We start from the raw sequence: 18,164 nt of genomic DNA, 5'->3' as shown, positions 1-18,164 counted from the left end.
CTAGCTTCGCAAAAATAAAATGAGTCCTATATATCGCCTATGTTTTCATAGGGGTAAGTCAATTAATTTATGCAATCACTGACTTACCGTTCTATTTTTCGCTAAATTTGGGCTTATCTTGACCGTATTCCATTCTGGAATGGCAAGAATTTGTCTGTAGACAAATTATGACTACGCAAAACTTCTAATTGCTCAGACATAATCTGTAGTTGTTGTTTGAGCATTTTTTCTACCAATGCTTGAGATGGTATTCTTCTAGCATCACCATTAAAAGCAACAGGTTTAGAACCATTGCTATTGAGATTTCCTGCTGTACTGTCAACCGAATTTTGCGATTGAACCCAGTAACGTTTTCTTTGAAACGCATAAGTAGGAACTGGAAGTACCTGATGCGAATAATCGCTTTCAAATCCCGTCCAGTCAATATCTACTCCTCGCAGATACAATACTGATACACTTTCCAATAATGTTTGCCAATTATCTCGCTTTGCAGTCAAAGAAGGCAACCAAACCGAATCTTCGCTTTGCTGACAACGTTTACCCAGACTAGAAAGAACTGGTTTAGCACCAATTTCTATGAATAATTCGTAACCTTCTGCCAATAAAGTATTCAACCCTGCCATAAATCTTACAGCTTGGCGCGTATGGCATCGCCAGTATTTGGCATCAGGTACTTGTCCTGCTGGTAGAAAATTCCCGGTGACATTGGAAACTAAAGGAATCAGTGGTGCTTGAAATTTGACTTGGCTTGTTACTTGTTCAAAAGCATCAAGCATTTCATCCATTAAAGGAGAATGGAAAGCATGAGATACATTCAAGCGTCGAGTCTCAATTCCTTGGGCTGTGAATTGGGCGATCGCTGCCTCAACTTTGGCGATCGCACCAGAGATGGTGATATTATTAGGAGCATTAACCGCAGATATGGTAAGTTCTGTGTAAGATTCAATCACAGCTTGCACTTGCGCTTCATTGGCAAACACCGCAGCCATCGCACCGATTGACTTGATTTCTTGCATCAAGCGCGATCGTTCGGTAACTAGCTTCAGTCCTACTTCCAAACTAAATACTCCAGCAATGCAAGCAGCCACATATTCACCGAAACTGTGACCAATTACTGCTGTTGGTTCCACACCCCAAGACTTCCATAATTGCGCCAAAGCGTACTCTACAGCAAATATAGCTGGTTGGGTATAGGCAGTTTCATCGATGCAGCTACTTTCATCAGAATACAAAACCGACAGCAGAGGTTTATCTAAATGTAACCGCAAAATTTGATCGCATTGGTCGATACAAGCGCGGAAGGTCGGTTGAGTTTCGTAAAGTTGGCGACCCATATTTAGATATTGGGAACCCTGACCTGTGAATAAAAAAGCGATTTTGGGATGCTTTTTGCCGCTAATTTTACCGTTTTCTAACTGAGATGTTTTTTTACCAGCCGTGTAAGCACCAAGTCCCGTTTGTAATTGGATATTAGATTGAGCGATCGCAACTAGGCGATGCTCGAAATGAGAACGTCCGGTATTAGCCGTAAAACAAATATCTGCTAATGACGCATCAGGGTTATTACCAAGATAATTTTCATAATCTCGTGCTAAATCGTGCAAAGCATTTTCACTTTTAGCAGAGAGTGTGAAAAGATGCATCTGCCGTTCATCGCGGTCTGTTTGTTTTTGAAGAGGTGCTTCTTCTAAAATTACATGGGCATTAGTACCACCAAAACCAAAAGAAGATACACCAGCCAAGCGCCGTTTATCGTCTCGATGCCAAGGTACACATACAGTGGGGATGGATAACGTTCCAGCCAAAGAAATGTGGGGGTTAACTTGTTTGAGGTGCAGATGGGGTGGAATTTCCTCGCGATCTAGCGATAGTACAGTTTTAATTAAACCAGCGATTCCCGCTGCTGCTTCTAAATGTCCAATGTTGGTTTTGACCGAACCAATCACACAGGGATTTTCCGGCGATCGCCCTGGCGTCAGTACAGCTTTTAGAGAATTGATTTCGATAGGATCGCCTAAAAAGGTTCCAGTACCGTGGGCTTCAATGTAACCGATTTCATCAGGTGAAACACCTGCATTTTGCATCGCTTGCCGAATCACTGCTTGTTGGGCTAGGCCGTTGGGTGCTGTCAGTCCGTTGCTGCGTCCGTCTTGATTAATTGCCGAACCTTTAATCACTGCCAGGATATTATCACCATCCCGGCGCGCATCGCTAAGACGCTTGAGAACTACTACACCACAACCTTCTCCCCGGACATAACCATCAGCATCGGCATCAAAAGTTTTACAACGACCATCACTAGCCATCATCCCGGCTTGGGAAAATGTAATCGTCAATTGTGGGGTGAGAATTAAGTTTACACCAGCAGCTAAGGCCAGTTCGCATTCTCCCTGACGCAGACTTTGACAAGCTTGGTGAACTGCAACTAAAGATGAAGAACAAGCTGTATCTACTGCCAAACTCGGCCCGCGCAAATCTAACAAATAGGAAATACGGTTAGCGGCGATGCTAAAAGCGTTACCTGTACCCGTGTAAGCATCTAATCCAGTAATTTGTTTGGATTGCAACTGAGAGTAATCAAAATTACTAATCCCGACAAAGACACCTGTATTGGTTCCTGCTAATTTATCTGGTGGATAAGCTGCATTTTCCAGCGCTTCCCAGCTAACTTCTAGTAATAATCTCTGTTGTGGGTCGAGAGATTCTGCTTCGCGTGGGGAAATGCCAAAAAATTGCGCGTCAAATTGGTCTACTTGCTCTAAAAAGCCACCCCAACGAGTATTCATTTTGCCTGGTGTTGCACGGTTTGGATCGTAGAAAGTATCGATATTCCATCGCTGTTTAGGTACTTCACTAATGGCATCAACACCATTACGGAGTAATTGCCAAAAAGCTTCTGGGTTATTAGCACCAGGGTAACGGCAACCAATACCAACGATCGCGATGGCTCCGCCTGCCGTTGGCGTTCGCGTTAGCGTCTCTGAAAGAGAAGCCTCTCGTAGAGAAGGCATCGCATTATTTTCTGTTTGCTGCTGCGCTATGATCTTCGGTTGTGACACTCCATCACCTAAATATTGTGCCAAAACAGCGATAGAAGGGTAATCATATAACAGCGTCGGTGAAAGTTCCCGTCCTAACCATTCTTGTAATTCTCCAGAAATTCTCACGGCTGCCAAGGAACCCAGACCGTATTGTGCCAGCGGTTCGTCAATATTAATTTCCTGGGGAGATTGCAATTGTTCAGTAACTTTTGCAACTAACCAAGCTGCGATCGCTTCGGTGTTTACTGTTTGTTCTACTTGTGGTGCAATTGCTTCTTGCGTCTTGTTGGGAGCATCAGCACTCCACTGGGCGACTACATCAAGAGTACCAGCTTCTAACTCAGTTCGGCAGGTACTGCGTCGCACTTTGCCGGAAGAAGTTTTGGGCAAACTGTTTGTTTTAATTAAGACAATGGCATGAATTGGCAAGTCATGGTGTTCGGCTACAGCTTTACGAATTGCTGCTATGACTTCATCAGCGTTGAGTTTGCGGAGATGAGAGCGTTCGACTTCTTGGACTATGACCAACCTTTCTGAGTTATTGATTTCGACTGCAAAAGCTGCACCACTAGCAGGACGTAGTGCCGGATGACAATTTTCCACGGTGAATTCAATATCTTGCGGATAATGGTTGCGACCCATGATAATAATTAAATCTTTGAGACGGCCAGTGATAAACAACTCACCATCCTGTAAACAGCCTAAATCTCCAGTCCGCAAAAAAGGGCCAGTTGTATTGTCTGCAAGATACGCATGAAAAGTATTTTTTGTTTGTTCGGGATTATTCCAGTAACCTTGAGCAACGCTAGGCCCTGATACCCAAACTTCTCCCACCTGTCCATCTGCACAAGGCATAAATGATTCGGGATTTACAACCAATACTTTTTGGTCTGGGCTACTTTTACCGCAACCAACAATCGCTTTGCCGCCAGCTTCAGCAGTAGTATCTATGACTTGGTTTTGTGACAAAGCTGTGGTTTGAATATGACGAACAATTGGAACTTCAGATGTTAAACCCCCAGATACAATTAAAGTCGTTTCCGCCATCCCATAACAAGGATAGAAAGCTTCTTGACGGAAACCGCAAGGAGCAAAAGTTTCGGCAAAACGTTCCAGTGTTTCGGCCCGTATCGGTTCAGCACCTGTAAACGCAACTTTCCAACTACTCAAATCAAGACTTGCTAGTTGTTCGGGGGTAATTTGGCGACAGGCGAGGTCATAAGCAAAATCTGGGCCGCCACTGGTAGTTGCTTTGTAATTAGAAATCGCCTGCAACCAACGGAAAGGCTTTTGCAAAAAAGCAACTGGTGCCATCAGCGTTACTGGAAAACCACCATATATCGGTTGCAAAACCCCGCCAATTAATCCCATATCATGATATGGTGGCAGCCAAATTACACCTTGGCTTTGGGGTGTGTGTTGATAAAAGTTATAGATTAGTTGGGAATTATGTAATAAATTACCGTGGGTAATCATTACTCCTTTCGGTGTGCCAGTAGAACCCGAAGTGTATTGCAGAAAAGCCAAAGTATCACTATTGACATTTGGATGCTGCCAATTTTCAACTATATCGATGTTAATACTATCAGTTGCGATCCAGGGTATCACCGCTAATGTAATATTTTCAGCTAATTGAGGCGAGATGCTTGTCAATATAGATTCTGTAGTCAATGCTACTACCGCTTCAGCATCAGATACAATCGCCTGTAGCCTAGACATTTTTTGATTGTGTCGGGGTGGATAAGCTGGAACTGCGACAAAACCAGCATATAAACAACCAAAAAAGGCGGCGATAAATTCTAGTCCAGGTGGATACAGTAACAAAGCCCGCGAACCTGGTACTCCCTGTTGCAGAAGTTGAGTAGCGATCGCGCGTGCTTTTCGATCTAATTCTTGATAAGTTAAGTTAACGCTTTCTGTTTCTCCATCAACAAGAAAAGTATAAGCTGTTTGCTCAGGTTGATTATGCGCTCTATAAGTTAAAAGGTCTATTAAAGTAGAAAAGTTAACATTATTTTTATTGGCAAAATTGTTGAGGCTAGTAATCATTTGCTTTTTCCTTATAAGAAATCTAGTAATGGACGGAGTTTGTAATTAATAGTGAAGTTAAGAGACTTTGAACTGTGCCTGTTGAGACATTTGTATGTTTTCTAACAAAGCATCTACATCTGCCTGTAGTTGCTGCAAATCTTGTTGAGGGTTTACTGTCCAAGTATGGATTGCATCCAAACTTGCATTCAGAAAAATTTTCTGACAAGTTTGACGGTCAATCTTTCCATCAGAGTCTTTTGGGAGACTAGTTGCCTTTAGAAGTACTACAGCATATATTTGCAATCCATGTTCTTCCAACACAGCAAAACGGATAGCTTGAATTACTTCATCCACGTTCAGAATACGTGAATAGGTTCTCTTGACTTCTTGAATAACTACTAGTCGTTCTTGATAATTAATTTCGACGGTAAATGCCACTCCTGCATTTTGTCTTAAGGAAGGATGGCTTTGATCTACGGTTTTTTCAATAGCTTGAGTGGAATAATTAGCACCTCGAATACTAATTATGTTCCTGACAGAATGTTTATTTAGGTTGAGGTTACTTTCATCAACATTTTGTATTTCTTCATGCTGCTGATTAACCAATACTAAAAAGTTCATTTTTTTACTCTAATATATAACTAAGATGAGTAAATTCATTCAAAAAATTAGGAGAGTTGCTTACAATGTATATTACCGATCTAATCTATAAAATTATGCAAGTAAAAAGCAGTTTTTAGAAAAGATAGCCGTAAATAGCAAATATTAAGAAATATATAAAGCCCTAAATAATTTGTCGAACGCCTCCGCCATCGCCTTTCATATAGCGTCTTTGAAGGAAAAGAGTAAAAAATAAAATATTAAGTAATTTATAAAGGATTTATAAGCGATATAGTTAACTTATAAATATTGATGTGGCGAAAAACCGTAGATTTAAAGCGCTTTGGGAGCTGCGATCGCCTACAAAAGTTATTTTGACATACAGTTGATGACAGCTACTTATTCAGTAGTTTGTAAAATATACAATTTTGATTCAATTATCTTATACATGTGCTTTTGAAACTGTTCTGCCATTAATTTTTCAGGAATTTCTGCTGTTAATATTTCAATAATTTGTTTGATAGAACAATCTGGAAAACTTACTAGTACTTGATTAATAATTAGCTGTGCAATTGGCCCAACAAAGTTAGTATATTCTTTCTTGAGAAGTTCAAAAAGCTGTAAATTACTAGTTACCGAACAATTATCCAGAAAATTATGTATGTTAAGTTGAATATAAATTTTGTTATTACACTCATTATTTTCTGCTACTTCCTTAGTAGTTATTTTCGTTAAAAAATTATTAATTTTTGTGAGTATTGTCGAGTTTTTAATCAAGGCATGAGTAGAAGACTCAGAATTAACACTCGATTTTTGCTTTATATACTCTGATAAATTTAAGTTGAGATAAATAGGTTTTTGCAGACTAATATTTTCATTTATATTATTAGATTGTCTCAGATTACGTTCTAAATTTTGTAAAATTAATAGTTCTTCTAATGCCTTATTAGTTTCTTTTTTTTGTCTACGAATCTTAATAGCCTTTATTGGAGATGTAATTTTGAAGTCAAAACGAGGTAAAACAGATGAACTACTGTCTAGATTATTCAAGACAAGGAGAATTTCTTTAGCTGACTGAAAGCGGGCATTTGGTTCTTCTACTAACATTTTTTCGATAATTTTGGCAAAATCATCGCTTATATTGACTTGAGAACGCCATTGCCAATTTAGTGATTCATCTAAGAGAGCATGTGGCATTTTTCCAGTTAAAAGAATCACTGTACAAACACCAAGTGCATAGATATCACTAGAAGGATAGGAATATCCTAAACGTAACTGCTCAGGTGGAGAATAACCAAACTTTCCAACTACTGAAATACGAATTGAGTTATAAAAGTTTAGAGAATCAGCAGACATAATCTGCGTATAATTTTCTTTAACTGTGCCAAAATCAATCAACACAGGTTTAGATTGATTATGAGGTAGCATGATATTCTCTAGTGAAATATCTCTGTGAATTATTTTACGTTCGTGGAGATAGTCTAAAACTGGCAATACATCTGTCAGCCATGTTCTCACTTCTATTTCAGAAAAAGGCTGACCTGTCTGCACCAAGCGTTCTGAGAAAATTTCAGAATAAGTTTTGCCGTTAATATATTCCTGAACAATAAAGATTCGTTGGTTATCTGTAAACCAAGCTAAAAATTTGGGGACTTGAGGATGCTGAATCTGGTATAAAACTTTTGCTTCACGCTCGAATAAATCCTGGGATTTCCGTAGATTTTCTGCTTTTGACGCTGTTGGTACAAACTCTTTCAAAACACAAGGTTCATCAAATCGCTGATTGTCTAATGCTAGGTAAGTTCGTCCAAATCCTCCCTTACCAAGAAATTTCTGAATCTGATAACGGTTATTTATTAAAGTTCCTGACTCAATTTTTGTAATCATTTCTAATACCCGATTAATTTGGAGCAAACATTATTTTTTTATTTAATAGTGTTGCATCCTCAAGAATTATGCAGCAAACAGACATTTAGCGAATAAATAAAACTTTCCTCCTTCATGGGAAAACAAACGCTAAAGAACATATGTATCAAAAATATACTGCTAGTATGGCCATGCCAAGCAGTTAAATTGTCATAGATAATTTAGCTTTACTTTAGTTAGATGTAAATAGAAACCTTACGGTTAACGTCTCTAGAAATCAAGTTTTATTTGACCTTATGAATTTTTGTCTACAACTTATTAGGCAGCGCGTACATCATTTTTTAACTGACCATCTTCCATGTGAATGATGCGGTCAGCCATATCAAGGATGCGATTATCATGAGTAATTAAAAGAATGGAACAACCTTGATATCTGGCACATTCTTTTAAAATTTCAACGACTGTATGAGTACTATTTTTATCTAGCGATGCTGTTGGTTCGTCAGCAAGAATTAATTTAGGTTGAGTAACTAGCGCTCGTGCAAACGCCACACGTTGTTTTTGTCCTTCTGAAAGTTGCTCAGGATAATAATGAATGCGGTGATTCAAACCTACTATTTCCAACATTGCTTCTGCTCGGTTACACATTTCTTTACGAGACATATTTCGAGCCAATTCCATAGTCATTTGTACATTTTGACTAGCAGTTAGAAAAGGTACTAAATTATGTTTTTGAAAAATATATCCAGTTTGACGGCGTAGTTGTAATAGCTTCTGATTGCTAGCTCGATATATTTCCCTTCCCAAAACTTTCACGCTACCTTCTTGCACACTCCGTAAACCAGCCATTAGACTTAATAAAGTTGTTTTACCTGAGCCAGAAGGGCCAGTCAAAATTACAATTTCACCAGATTGAATTGACAAGCTAACATCAAATAAAACCTGTTTTCGTAACGAGCCTTTGCCAAAGTAGTGGTTGAGATGCTGAACAGATATGATAGAACCTTGTGACATAGTGATTACCTCAAAATTAGAGGATAGATAAATTTGTGGTGTAAATATTCCGAAAAGGCTAAGGTTATTAATGATGGTATGACTTTACCCAAAAAGTTCGGCAGGGTCAGCAGAACGAAGTTTATTCATCGCTAACATTCCTGCAAGAGAACACATAACAATTGTGAGCAACATAACTGTTACACCCCTAGTAATAGTCATAATCATTGGTAAACGGGTAGCCTCTTGAACAAAGTTATAAAGATACATGCAAACAGCAAATCCAGGGATATATCCAATCAAGGACATTAAAATTGCTTGTTGTAAAACCACCTTTACCAAGTAAGAATTTGCGTATCCAATAGCTTTAAATGTTGCATAAATAAATAAGCTATCAGAAATTTGTGTGTATAGAATTTGATAAACAATAATACCACCGAATACACAGCCAATCACAGTACCCATATTAAAAATAAATCCTATAGGTGTAGATTGTGCTAAAACGTCTTTCTCTAGTTTGATATAATTTTCTAGAGTCATTAATTTCACGTCTTGAGGTAAGTCTTTTGAGATTTTTTTGATTATACTTTCAGGGTCAACACCAGGTTTAACTTGAATGACTCCCATCTGAACTTTTTCTAATGGGTGGTTTAAAATCTCAGAGTAGTTTAAATCACTGGTGATGATTACACCATCAGCTGTCATCACCCCACCTCCTAGAGAAAATAATCCTCTCACTTTTATTTGGCGATTAGATACTTCTGTTGTTACTTCTCCATGCTTTTCTAATTCTGCAACGATTGGGCCAAATTCAGGTCGAGAAAGTCTATCAAATAGTATAGTGTTAGCAGCTTTTATCAGTTCTTTCTGTTGATTTACTTCTGGCAAATTAAAAACAGGTTGATCGGGTGTAAAACCAGCAATAGCGATTGGTCTATTGACAAAAGTTTCAGGATTTTTGAAATTTGTAACGGAAAAATAGAAAGGATTAACTGATGCGATGCCATCAACCGCTGAGATGTTATACAAATAGCGTCGTGGAAAGACTTTCATATCAAAAAAGCGCTCGGTATCGCGATGTAACAGTACTAAATCTGCTTGTATTTTTTTATGGAATACAACAGCATCTTCAAAAAGACCGTCTCGAAAACCCAATTGAATAAACATCAACATCACAGCAAAAGTAACGCCAGTAATTGTTACTACTAGTCGGGATTTGCGATGAATTAATTGTAACCAAGCAACTGGTGTTGTAGCGCTCATATTTTAGTATTTATCTATTAATTTAACTTAACTATTGATATCAGTTTCTAATTTGACATTGACTTGCAGATTAATAAACTTAGCGGCTTCGTCAGTATCATTGGGATTTAAGCGAACTTTTACTTCTGCAACTCTTGAATCTATATTGATGGCTGGGTCATTGTTGACAACATTTCTCTTACCTATTTGGACACCTATTGTTTCAACAGTTCCAGAAAATTTTCTAGGTAATGCAATACTCGATATCAAAGCTTTTTGACCTACTTTAATTTTGTTAATGTCAGTCTCGTAAATTTCTGCAACTACATACATAGTTTGAGTTTGAGCTAGATCGACTATTCCCTTTTCACTAATAGTTTCTCCCGGAAAAGTATTAACTTTTAAAATTTTTCCACCCATCGGGGTTTTCACGTAAGCTAAATCTAAGTTAGCTTTGGCTTCCATAACAGCTGCTTTTGCTTTTTCCAACTCGCTTTGAGCAACCTGCACATCTACTGGACGAACTTCTTTTAACTCTTCCAAGCTAGCTTTAGCTTGTCTAATCTGATTGGGAAACGACGATAAAGTTTGGTTGAGAGAACTTTTACCTTCTTTGAATTGTGCTTGCAAAGTTTCTACTGCTAAAACTTTAGTATCTTTAGTGACCGCAGATATGGCTCCTTGGTCGTATAAAGATTGAAAGCGTGCATATTCCGTCTGGGCATTTCTCAACTGCGCTTGCAATCCAGCAATCTTAGCTTTTTGAATGTTAATATCTCCTTGAAACTGCGCTTCTAAATCTGCAATGCGTGCTTGTTGAGCGGCAATTTCTCCTTGTTTTGTAGTCCCCGCTTTAGCTTGCATCAGTTGCGCTTGAGCAACTCGAACACCTATTTGTGCTTTATTTAGGCTTGTTTGCAGTTGACTGACGTTATCAAGAACAGCAATTAATTGTCCGCGACGAACATTATCGCCTTCTTTTACCACAACCCGATCTAACCTAGCAGTTTGCAAAGCTGATGGACCAGATAAGTTAATGATTTTATCCTTTGTTTGGATACGTCCCAAAGCTGCAACTGTTGGATTTACAGGTTGTTGAACTGGAACTACTGGGGCAATATTACTCTGCTTCGTAGATTGCAAATTAAAATTTGAGCTAGTGGAAAAAATATAGGTTGGTACACCAACAGCCGCTAGTCCTACAGGAACTATTAAAGCTAGCCTCCACTTTTTAGATTTTGTATCAAAGTTTATTGGTTTGCGAAAAATGTCCATTGGAGGTCAACCTCATTTAATATTCGTGCAATTTTAGATGTTGAGATTTGTAATTCGTAAATATTCTTCAATTCCGAATCATCTCGCTCTGTATCTTGATAGGGGGTAAGCCAATTCTTTTATGCATTTGCTTGGGAACTGATAAATCAAAAAATATCCCAAATTGTCTTGTGGTATGGCTTTCCCCACCCAATATGGTTCAGTTAATAAAGTTAAGCTGGGGGAGCAAGAGTGTTAAGTGCTAAGTATAGATGGCATTATTTCGTTGAGCATAAACCCCTCGTATTTCTCATCTGGAGGGGATTTTATGACTTAAGGAAGTACAATTAAGTAGGTGGACATAATTAAATGTAAAATGTCAACCTGTGAAACCCTGTCAGTAATTGGGTTTTACCTTCTGCCCTCTGCCTCCTGCCTCCTGGCTTCTATTTAGCAACTTGGGTTAATAGCGTCGGGCACAATCTTTTCTACCAGTCTCAACGATTTATACTGATAAGCAATAATTGTTACCAATACAGTTAGTATTCCCATGACAATAAACATCAAACCAATACCACGTCCTTGACCGACACCAATAATTTTTCCTATACTTCCTGCTAAAAGTCCGTTCGGAGTCATTAATGGCTCAAAGATTTTATCTGCCATTGGCCCTGCAACTGTGTAAGCAAAAGGCTGTGACGCGTTAGCGATCGCTCCGATTGTTGCAAAAACTCGACCTTGGAGACTGGAGGGTACTTTCTTTTGGAAAATAACTTGGGCTGAACTGTTAATAATTGGTAGACCAAAGAAAAATAGAAAAGCTATCAGTGCTAAGACTAAAACAGATTGATAAAATCCTGCACAGGTAATGCAGATTCCACCTAGCAGCATAAAAGTAAATATACTGAGAATTAAATGCTGCGGCGATTTTACTGTACTGACGAGAACGCTACTGACCAGCATTCCCACACCACCAGCGGTCATAATTGTACCTAAGTCTGTAGCTGAAGCAAAAGACAAGACTAGAGGTGTAATTAGCATCTGCACAATGCCGACAAGAAAATTGTTAACGGCAAAGAAAAGTAGCAGTGCAAACAGTCCTCTTCTTTTCACTAAATATACCAAGCCGTAGGATGCTTCCTTAAACCAAAGAGTTTTTTCGGCGCGATGTCTATCAATGTACTGTTTGGGAAACGGAACTAGTAACAGAGTACTCAGAGCAAAAACAAAGGTGGCAAAATCAATGAAGATAATGCCATCAATTTCGAGAAACAGCAGCAGTACACCTCCTAGCATTGGTGCAACCAACCGACCAGCTGCTTCCCCGATTTGCAGCATACCGTTGGCGCGTGCCAGTTTTTGTGGCGGGACAAGGAGAGTGGTAGCAGCTGTATAAGCTGGCCATTGAAAGGCACTAAAGCAGGAACTAATGGCAGCGCCTACGTATATGTGCCAAATGGCTAAATCATCTGCCGCTAACAAAATTGCAATTACCCCCGTAGAAATACCTGCTCCTAAGTCACTAAATACCATCATCCAACGGCGGGGAAATTGGTCTACCAGCGTGCCAGCTACAGGGGAAATCAGAATCATGGGCAAGCTGGTAAATAGTGAAATCAGGGCGAACTGTGTTACCGAACCAGTTCGCTGGTATACCCATACACCCAAGGCAAAGTTAGTTAACTGAGAGCCGATGAGGGAAATCATCTGTCCAAACCAGATGAGGGTAAAAATTTGCATTCCTGTATTTTTTGGATGTTGGCTCATTTCAATACTCCTTATTTACCTACATTTGCTTGCTCAATGCAGATTCCTAGCTGTTCTGCAACAGTTAGAATATGAGGTTGAGCCATCATCGTAATATGGTCGCCTGGAACAACGTGAATATCGATGTTTTGAGCGGAAAACTGTCCCCATCCCCAAGCGGGATCTTCGCGTAAATCAGTTAAAAGTGCAGCATCCTCCGCATTCACTTCGCTAGCTCGCAACAGAGTCAGGCGATTGGGATAAGCTTCTTGTGGTAGATATTTGATACTAGCTTGCAGATTTGCCTCGAAAACTTGCACCAAACCACGCACTTGCTTTGTATCAGTACCAGCAGGCAGTAAATCAACGGTGATTAATCGCTCTTTGAGATAATCCAATTGTTCGTCGAGTTCTAGCGGCTGGAGCATCTCATAGGATATATCTAGGTTTTTGCCTGCCCAGCGTTCGATGAGACGAGCAGTTTCGGTCAGTCTAGTTGCATCATCGACATCAATATATAAGGGTTTGTCGCTAGCAACCGGGGCCGGAGCGTCTAAAATCGCAACCAGAGCAACCTCATTTCCTGATTTGATTAACTGTTGAGCCATTTCATAGGCAACAATACCTCCAAAGGAGTGACCTCCAAGAAAATATGGCCCTTCAGGCTGAACGGTTTTTATCGCCTGGATATAATAAGCTGCCATATCCTCAACACAAATCAATGGTTCTGATTCCCCATTTAAACCAGGTGCTTGCAACCCATAAAATGTTTGGTTTTCCCCTAAATAACGAGCCAAATTATGTAGATAGAGGACATTGCCGCCACCTCCAGGTAAGCAGAAAAAAGGATACTTGGAATTACCTTTTTGAATTTCTACCAAGGCAGACCAAGATAATATTTCTGTTTCTAGGCGAAGAATATTAGCCAGTTTTTCAATTGTAGGATTTTGGAAAAGTGTCGCTAAAGACAAGTTTTTACCAAACTCTTGGTTAAGATGAGCCATTAAGCGTACAGCTAACAGCGAGTGACCGCCCAAATCGAAGAAATTATCCTTTACTCCTACAGGATGGACGTTGAGCAGATTTTCCCAAATATTGGCTAATTTATGTTCTAAATCATCTTGTGGTGCTAAAAATTCGGTTTTGAGTGTACCGAGACGAGATGTATCGGGTTGCGGTAAAGCTTGCCGGTCTACCTTGCCATGAGCGGTTAGAGGTATTACCTCTAACATTAAAAAGGCAGAAGGTATCATGTATTCGGGTAACTTTTTCTGTAAAAATTGGCGCAGTTCGCTACTTGTTGGGGCTTGCTCTTGAGGAACAATATAACTTACTAAACGTTTGTCTCCAGGTTGGTCTTCCCTGGCAATCACGGTGACAGAATTGACTAAGGGATGTTGCGCTAGTAAAGACTCAATTTCTTCTAGTTCAATGCGGAAGCCGCGAATTTTAACTTGATGGTCAATGCGTCCGAGGTACTCTATATTACCATCAGGTAAATATCGCGCTAAATCCCCTGTTTTATATAGGCGAGAATTAGGTTCATCGCTGAAAGGGTTGGGAATAAATCGCTGTTGTGTTAATTCTGGACGGTTGAGATAACCTCTAGCTACTCCCGCACCACCAATGTATAGTTCGCCGGGAACACCAATTGGTACAAGTTTTTGATTTTTATCAAGCAAGTAAAGTTGAGTATTTGCAATAGGACGACCTATTAAAATTGCACCTGATAAAGAAGTTTGTTCGCTAACTTCATAAACACAACAACCAACAACAGTTTCGGTTGGGCCGTATTCGTTAATTATTCTGGTATTTGGAGCATTATCGCGCCAAAATTTCAAGTTTTTACCCAATAATGCTTCACCACCGATGATTAATGCTCTCGTTTTCGTTACACCTTCGTGGTTAGGTAACATCTGATTGAGCATTTCTAGGTGAGCTGGAGTAATTTTAACCAAGCTATAGTTTTTATCAGACTGCAAAAGTGCTGACAATGCTTCAATTTCTTCCTTCTCAGGCAATAGTACTACTCTTTGTCCAACCAATAACGGTGAGAATAAGCTGGTAATCGTCGCGTCAAACCCTATGGAAGATTGTACTGGAGCGCCGTAACCTTGGGCGATCGCATAAGCGTTTGTAGACCAGCTCAGGTAATTAACTAAACCTCTGTGAGGAATCATAGTTCCCTTGGGTTTTCCTGTAGAACCAGAGGTATAGATTATATAAGCTAAATTTTCCGGCGTGACTTCGCTTACAGGATTTTCAATGCTGAGTGTGACATTTTCCGGGAAATCTCGATCGAGACAAATTAAACGGGTGTTATGTTCAACAAACTTATCTACAAGTCTTTGTTGAGTTAACAGTATGGGAATTTGAGCATCTTCTAACATAAATCCCAGGCGTTCTTGGGGATATGTGGGATCGAATGGTATATATGCACCACCTGCTTTGAGGATACCAAGGATACCAATTAGCATATCTAAGGAACGTTCTACACAAATTCCTACCAATACTTCTGGTTTTACTTCCAACTTTTGTAGTTGATGCGCTAGCTGGTTGGACTTGGCGTTTAATTGTGCATAAGTGAGATGCTCGTTATTAAATTCAACTGCGATGTTATCGGGTGTGCGTTTTACTTGTTCTGCAAATAGTTGATGGATGCATTTATCTTGTGAAAATTCTGTTTTTGTATTGTTAAAATCAATCAATGATTTTTGGCGATCGCTTTCACCAATCATATTTAAATCAATGATTGCTGCTTCTGGATTATGAGTGACACTTTCTATTAATGTCAGATATTGTCCAGCAATAGTTTTGATACTAGCCTCTGAAAATAAACTAGAATCATAATCAAAATTCAAAAATAAATTGTTTTGGCTGTAGCCACTGGAGAGCTTAATTTGATATTTCTCTATGTTAGCTGATTTTTTATATTCCGAAAAGGAAATATCAGCATGTACATAGCTCTGTGATTGTTTTGTAAAATCAAAACAGAAAGGAAAAAATGCACGAGAAGCAAATTTATCATTTGTAGCGGTCAGATGTTCCCAGTCAAAATACTCTTGCCATTGTTTGGCAAAACGAAAAGACTCAGAAACTTTTTCTATAAGTTCTGAGAATTTTAAAGTATTCTCTAAGTGCGAATGAACAGGTAAATATTTAGTTAAAAGTCCTAAAACTTCTTTTAATTCATCATATTCGCGTCCATCGCCAGCAGTCCCAATCACAATATCAGACTGACCGCTTAACCGCCAAAGTAGTACTTGCCAACAAGCTAATAAAATTGCTTCAGTTGAAGTATGATAATTTTCTTGCAATATTTCCAGTTTTTCTACCGTATCTCGATTAACCTTCAAAAAGAGCGATTGAGGTACAAATACAATTTCTCCAGATGACTGATTGACATTTTTACTTTCAAAGGGAATTCGCAAATTTAATACAGAAGAAATATCTTGCTGATGCCAATAAGTTCTTGCTGTCTCTGTCTCCTCAGACTCTAATAATTCATTTAGCCATTCAGAAATATCTGCATATTGCATCGCTTCATCTGATAGTTCTTCGCCGTGTAAACATGCTGTATAAGAACGACCGATTTCATATATAAGATTATTGAGTGTTGTTATATCTGCATATAAAGCAGGCAAGCTGATAAACAGTATATGCTTGTCTGAAGCTAATTTACTTAAGATAAAATGTAAACTTGCGGCTTGTTCAAAATCAAAAACTCGGAGGCTTTGATCTTGGAAAAGCGCATCAATTTTAGCTTGTTGTACTTGAGAAGTTAAACTACTCCAGTCGTCTTCTCCAAGTGAAATTGTGCTGCGATCGCCCTTGGCAGCTCTCTTCGGAGCATCGCTAATTGATTGTAATGGAATATTCATACCTGGTAAGGAATGAAAAGCAGTGCGAAATATTTCGTGGCGATCGCTGATATTTACTAAAGCTAATTTAAGAATATCAGGGTTAAGATTACCGCCGATATTTATCGCAATTTGGGAACAGTAAGCTTGATAATTATCCTTTTGCTGCAACCATAAATGTTTTTGCTGAGGAGAAATACGAATCAGATTGGTCATTTCAGCGTGCATAAAATTGAAATCCTTTTCAATTAATCAATACTGGCGATACAAGTTATGTAAATTGAACGAAGTCGCACCTGCATCAATGTTTTAATAGGGGTAGTCAAATCAATTTATGCTGTAAGTTGCCAGATTTTAAACAAAAACTCCCAAATACTTACCTAATAAGCATTTGGGAGGATAACATTAAAAACCCTCTGCGTACCTTTGCGCTAACCTCCGCGTACCTTTGCGTTGAAAAAAAGCAAAATAAAACTGCTTTAACAAGATTCTGCCATCGCAACTACAATTTTTCTTTTGCCGACGAATGGCATCCGTCCATGTGCTGCCAACATATTGTCCAGCATCAACACATCTCCTTCCTGCCAAGGATAAATAACTGCTTCTTGGCGATATATTTCCCGGATTTCATCTAAAACAGAGACTTCAATCGGAGAACCATCACCATAATAGGCATTGCGAGGAAATTCATCTTCTTTGAGTAATGCCGACAATGAGTCGCGTACTTCTGCTTTCAAGCTGGAAATATGAAACAAATGAGCTTGGTTAAACCATACCATTTCACCTGTTTTAGGATGTCTGGCAACAGCTTGACAAACTTGGCTTGTTCTGAGGGTATTGTTACCTGTCCATTCAAAAGAGATACCCAACTTGCGGCAATGACTTTCTACCTCAGATTTACTTGTGGTTTGAAAAACTTCTTGCCAAGGCAAATCTAAATCGCCATAATTTCGCACATACATAACTTTCTTTTCGATAAACCGTTCTTTGATAGACGGGTTGATGCGTTCAAAGATTTTACGGCTATCAGCGATTGGTGTTTCTCCGCCAATTTCAGATGCTTTAACGCAGAAAAACCATATCTTCATGGGATAAATGGGAGAGTAAGCATTTTCGTTATGTAGGGGAATTGCTTCATCTGCGGGATATTCAGTTGAAGTGTAGATTTTATCGCTTACTTCTGTGCGTGGCGTTGAACGATAGGTGTAATCTAAGAGTTCTCCGGTTGAAGCTACCTTCACAAACCTTTGGAAATCTTCAACTGTATTGACGTGGAAATTTCGGAAGAGTATACCACCATTTTTCAGTAAATTAGTTTCAATCAGATCGCGGTTTTGCTGTGTCCAATTAATTAAATTGACGCCATCTACAGCAGGAAAAATGACTAACGGTAGAGGATTAGCTGAGTTGAGCGGTTCTATGTTGACTAATTTTTCAACTACTTTGCGTTTGCCGATTTGTAGCTTTTTGATGCTGTTTATTGTTAGTTCTAAGTCGTTCATTTTGATTCGTGTTGGTTAATATATTTTTT

At 39.0% G+C, this 18,164-nt stretch carries 9 protein-coding genes; all 9 read right to left on the bottom strand.

Going from position 1 to position 18,164, the window contains the following annotated elements:
- Positions 1–113: 113 nt before the first annotated feature.
- The 9 genes from RM049_RS05710 to RM049_RS05670 all read right to left on the bottom strand — a co-directional run bounded on the left by RM049_RS05710 (position 114) and on the right by RM049_RS05670 (position 18,135).
- On the bottom strand, positions 114–5,090 hold the full coding sequence (locus tag RM049_RS05710; protein ID WP_322703488.1) for a polyketide synthase: 4,977 nt from the start codon (positions 5,088–5,090) through the stop codon (positions 114–116).
- A gap of 57 nt (positions 5,091–5,147) precedes the next feature.
- Positions 5,148–5,693 carry a hypothetical protein gene (locus RM049_RS05705; protein WP_322703487.1) on the bottom strand — a complete coding sequence of 182 codons (546 nt, stop codon included), beginning with the start codon at positions 5,691–5,693 and terminating at the stop codon, positions 5,148–5,150.
- Positions 5,694–6,071: 378 nt separating this feature from the next.
- Complete coding sequence (locus tag RM049_RS05700; RefSeq protein WP_322703486.1) at positions 6,072–7,559, bottom strand: serine/threonine-protein kinase; 1,488 nt, start codon at positions 7,557–7,559, stop codon at positions 6,072–6,074.
- 297 nt (positions 7,560–7,856) lie between these two features.
- Positions 7,857–8,552 (bottom strand): DevA family ABC transporter ATP-binding protein, encoded by a 696-nt coding sequence (locus RM049_RS05695; RefSeq protein WP_322685034.1) that lies wholly within the window; start codon positions 8,550–8,552, stop codon positions 7,857–7,859.
- A gap of 84 nt (positions 8,553–8,636) precedes the next feature.
- Complete coding sequence (gene devC / locus RM049_RS05690; RefSeq protein WP_322703485.1) at positions 8,637–9,794, bottom strand: ABC transporter permease DevC; 1,158 nt, start codon at positions 9,792–9,794, stop codon at positions 8,637–8,639.
- 27 nt (positions 9,795–9,821) lie between these two features.
- On the bottom strand, positions 9,822–11,048 hold the full coding sequence (locus RM049_RS05685; protein WP_322699572.1) for an ABC exporter membrane fusion protein: 1,227 nt from the start codon (positions 11,046–11,048) through the stop codon (positions 9,822–9,824).
- A 429-nt stretch (positions 11,049–11,477) separates the two neighbouring features.
- Entirely contained in the window at positions 11,478–12,794 is a 1,317-nt protein-coding gene (locus RM049_RS05680) for an MFS transporter (protein WP_322703484.1), read from the bottom strand.
- An 11-nt stretch (positions 12,795–12,805) separates the two neighbouring features.
- Positions 12,806–16,861 (bottom strand): amino acid adenylation domain-containing protein, encoded by a 4,056-nt coding sequence (locus RM049_RS05675; protein WP_322703483.1) that lies wholly within the window; start codon positions 16,859–16,861, stop codon positions 12,806–12,808.
- Between the two features lie 251 nt (positions 16,862–17,112).
- Entirely contained in the window at positions 17,113–18,135 is a 1,023-nt protein-coding gene (locus RM049_RS05670) for a TauD/TfdA family dioxygenase (protein ID WP_322703482.1), read from the bottom strand.
- Positions 18,136–18,164: the final 29 nt, after the last annotated feature.

It is taken from the genome of Nostoc sp. DedQUE04, assembly GCF_034530995.1.
Lineage (GTDB): Bacteria > Cyanobacteriota > Cyanobacteriia > Cyanobacteriales > Nostocaceae > Nostoc.
The sequence above is the reverse complement of the archived record's forward strand: the minus strand, read 5'-3'. Positions and strand labels throughout refer to the sequence as shown.

What these genes read in the sequence shown, in the direction of transcription:
- RM049_RS05710 (WP_322703488.1), bottom strand. Translation starts at nt 5,090, where the DNA reads ATGATTACTAGCCTCAACAATTTTGCCAATAAAAATAATGTTAACTTT.
- RM049_RS05705 (WP_322703487.1), bottom strand. Translation starts at nt 5,693, where the DNA reads ATGAACTTTTTAGTATTGGTTAATCAGCAGCATGAAGAAATACAAAAT.
- RM049_RS05700 (WP_322703486.1), bottom strand. Translation starts at nt 7,559, where the DNA reads ATGATTACAAAAATTGAGTCAGGAACTTTAATAAATAACCGTTATCAG.
- RM049_RS05695 (WP_322685034.1), bottom strand. Translation starts at nt 8,552, where the DNA reads ATGTCACAAGGTTCTATCATATCTGTTCAGCATCTCAACCACTACTTT.
- devC (WP_322703485.1), bottom strand. Translation starts at nt 9,794, where the DNA reads ATGAGCGCTACAACACCAGTTGCTTGGTTACAATTAATTCATCGCAAA.
- RM049_RS05685 (WP_322699572.1), bottom strand. Translation starts at nt 11,048, where the DNA reads ATGGACATTTTTCGCAAACCAATAAACTTTGATACAAAATCTAAAAAG.
- RM049_RS05680 (WP_322703484.1), bottom strand. Translation starts at nt 12,794, where the DNA reads ATGAGCCAACATCCAAAAAATACAGGAATGCAAATTTTTACCCTCATC.
- RM049_RS05675 (WP_322703483.1), bottom strand. Translation starts at nt 16,861, where the DNA reads ATGCACGCTGAAATGACCAATCTGATTCGTATTTCTCCTCAGCAAAAA.
- RM049_RS05670 (WP_322703482.1), bottom strand. Translation starts at nt 18,135, where the DNA reads ATGAACGACTTAGAACTAACAATAAACAGCATCAAAAAGCTACAAATC.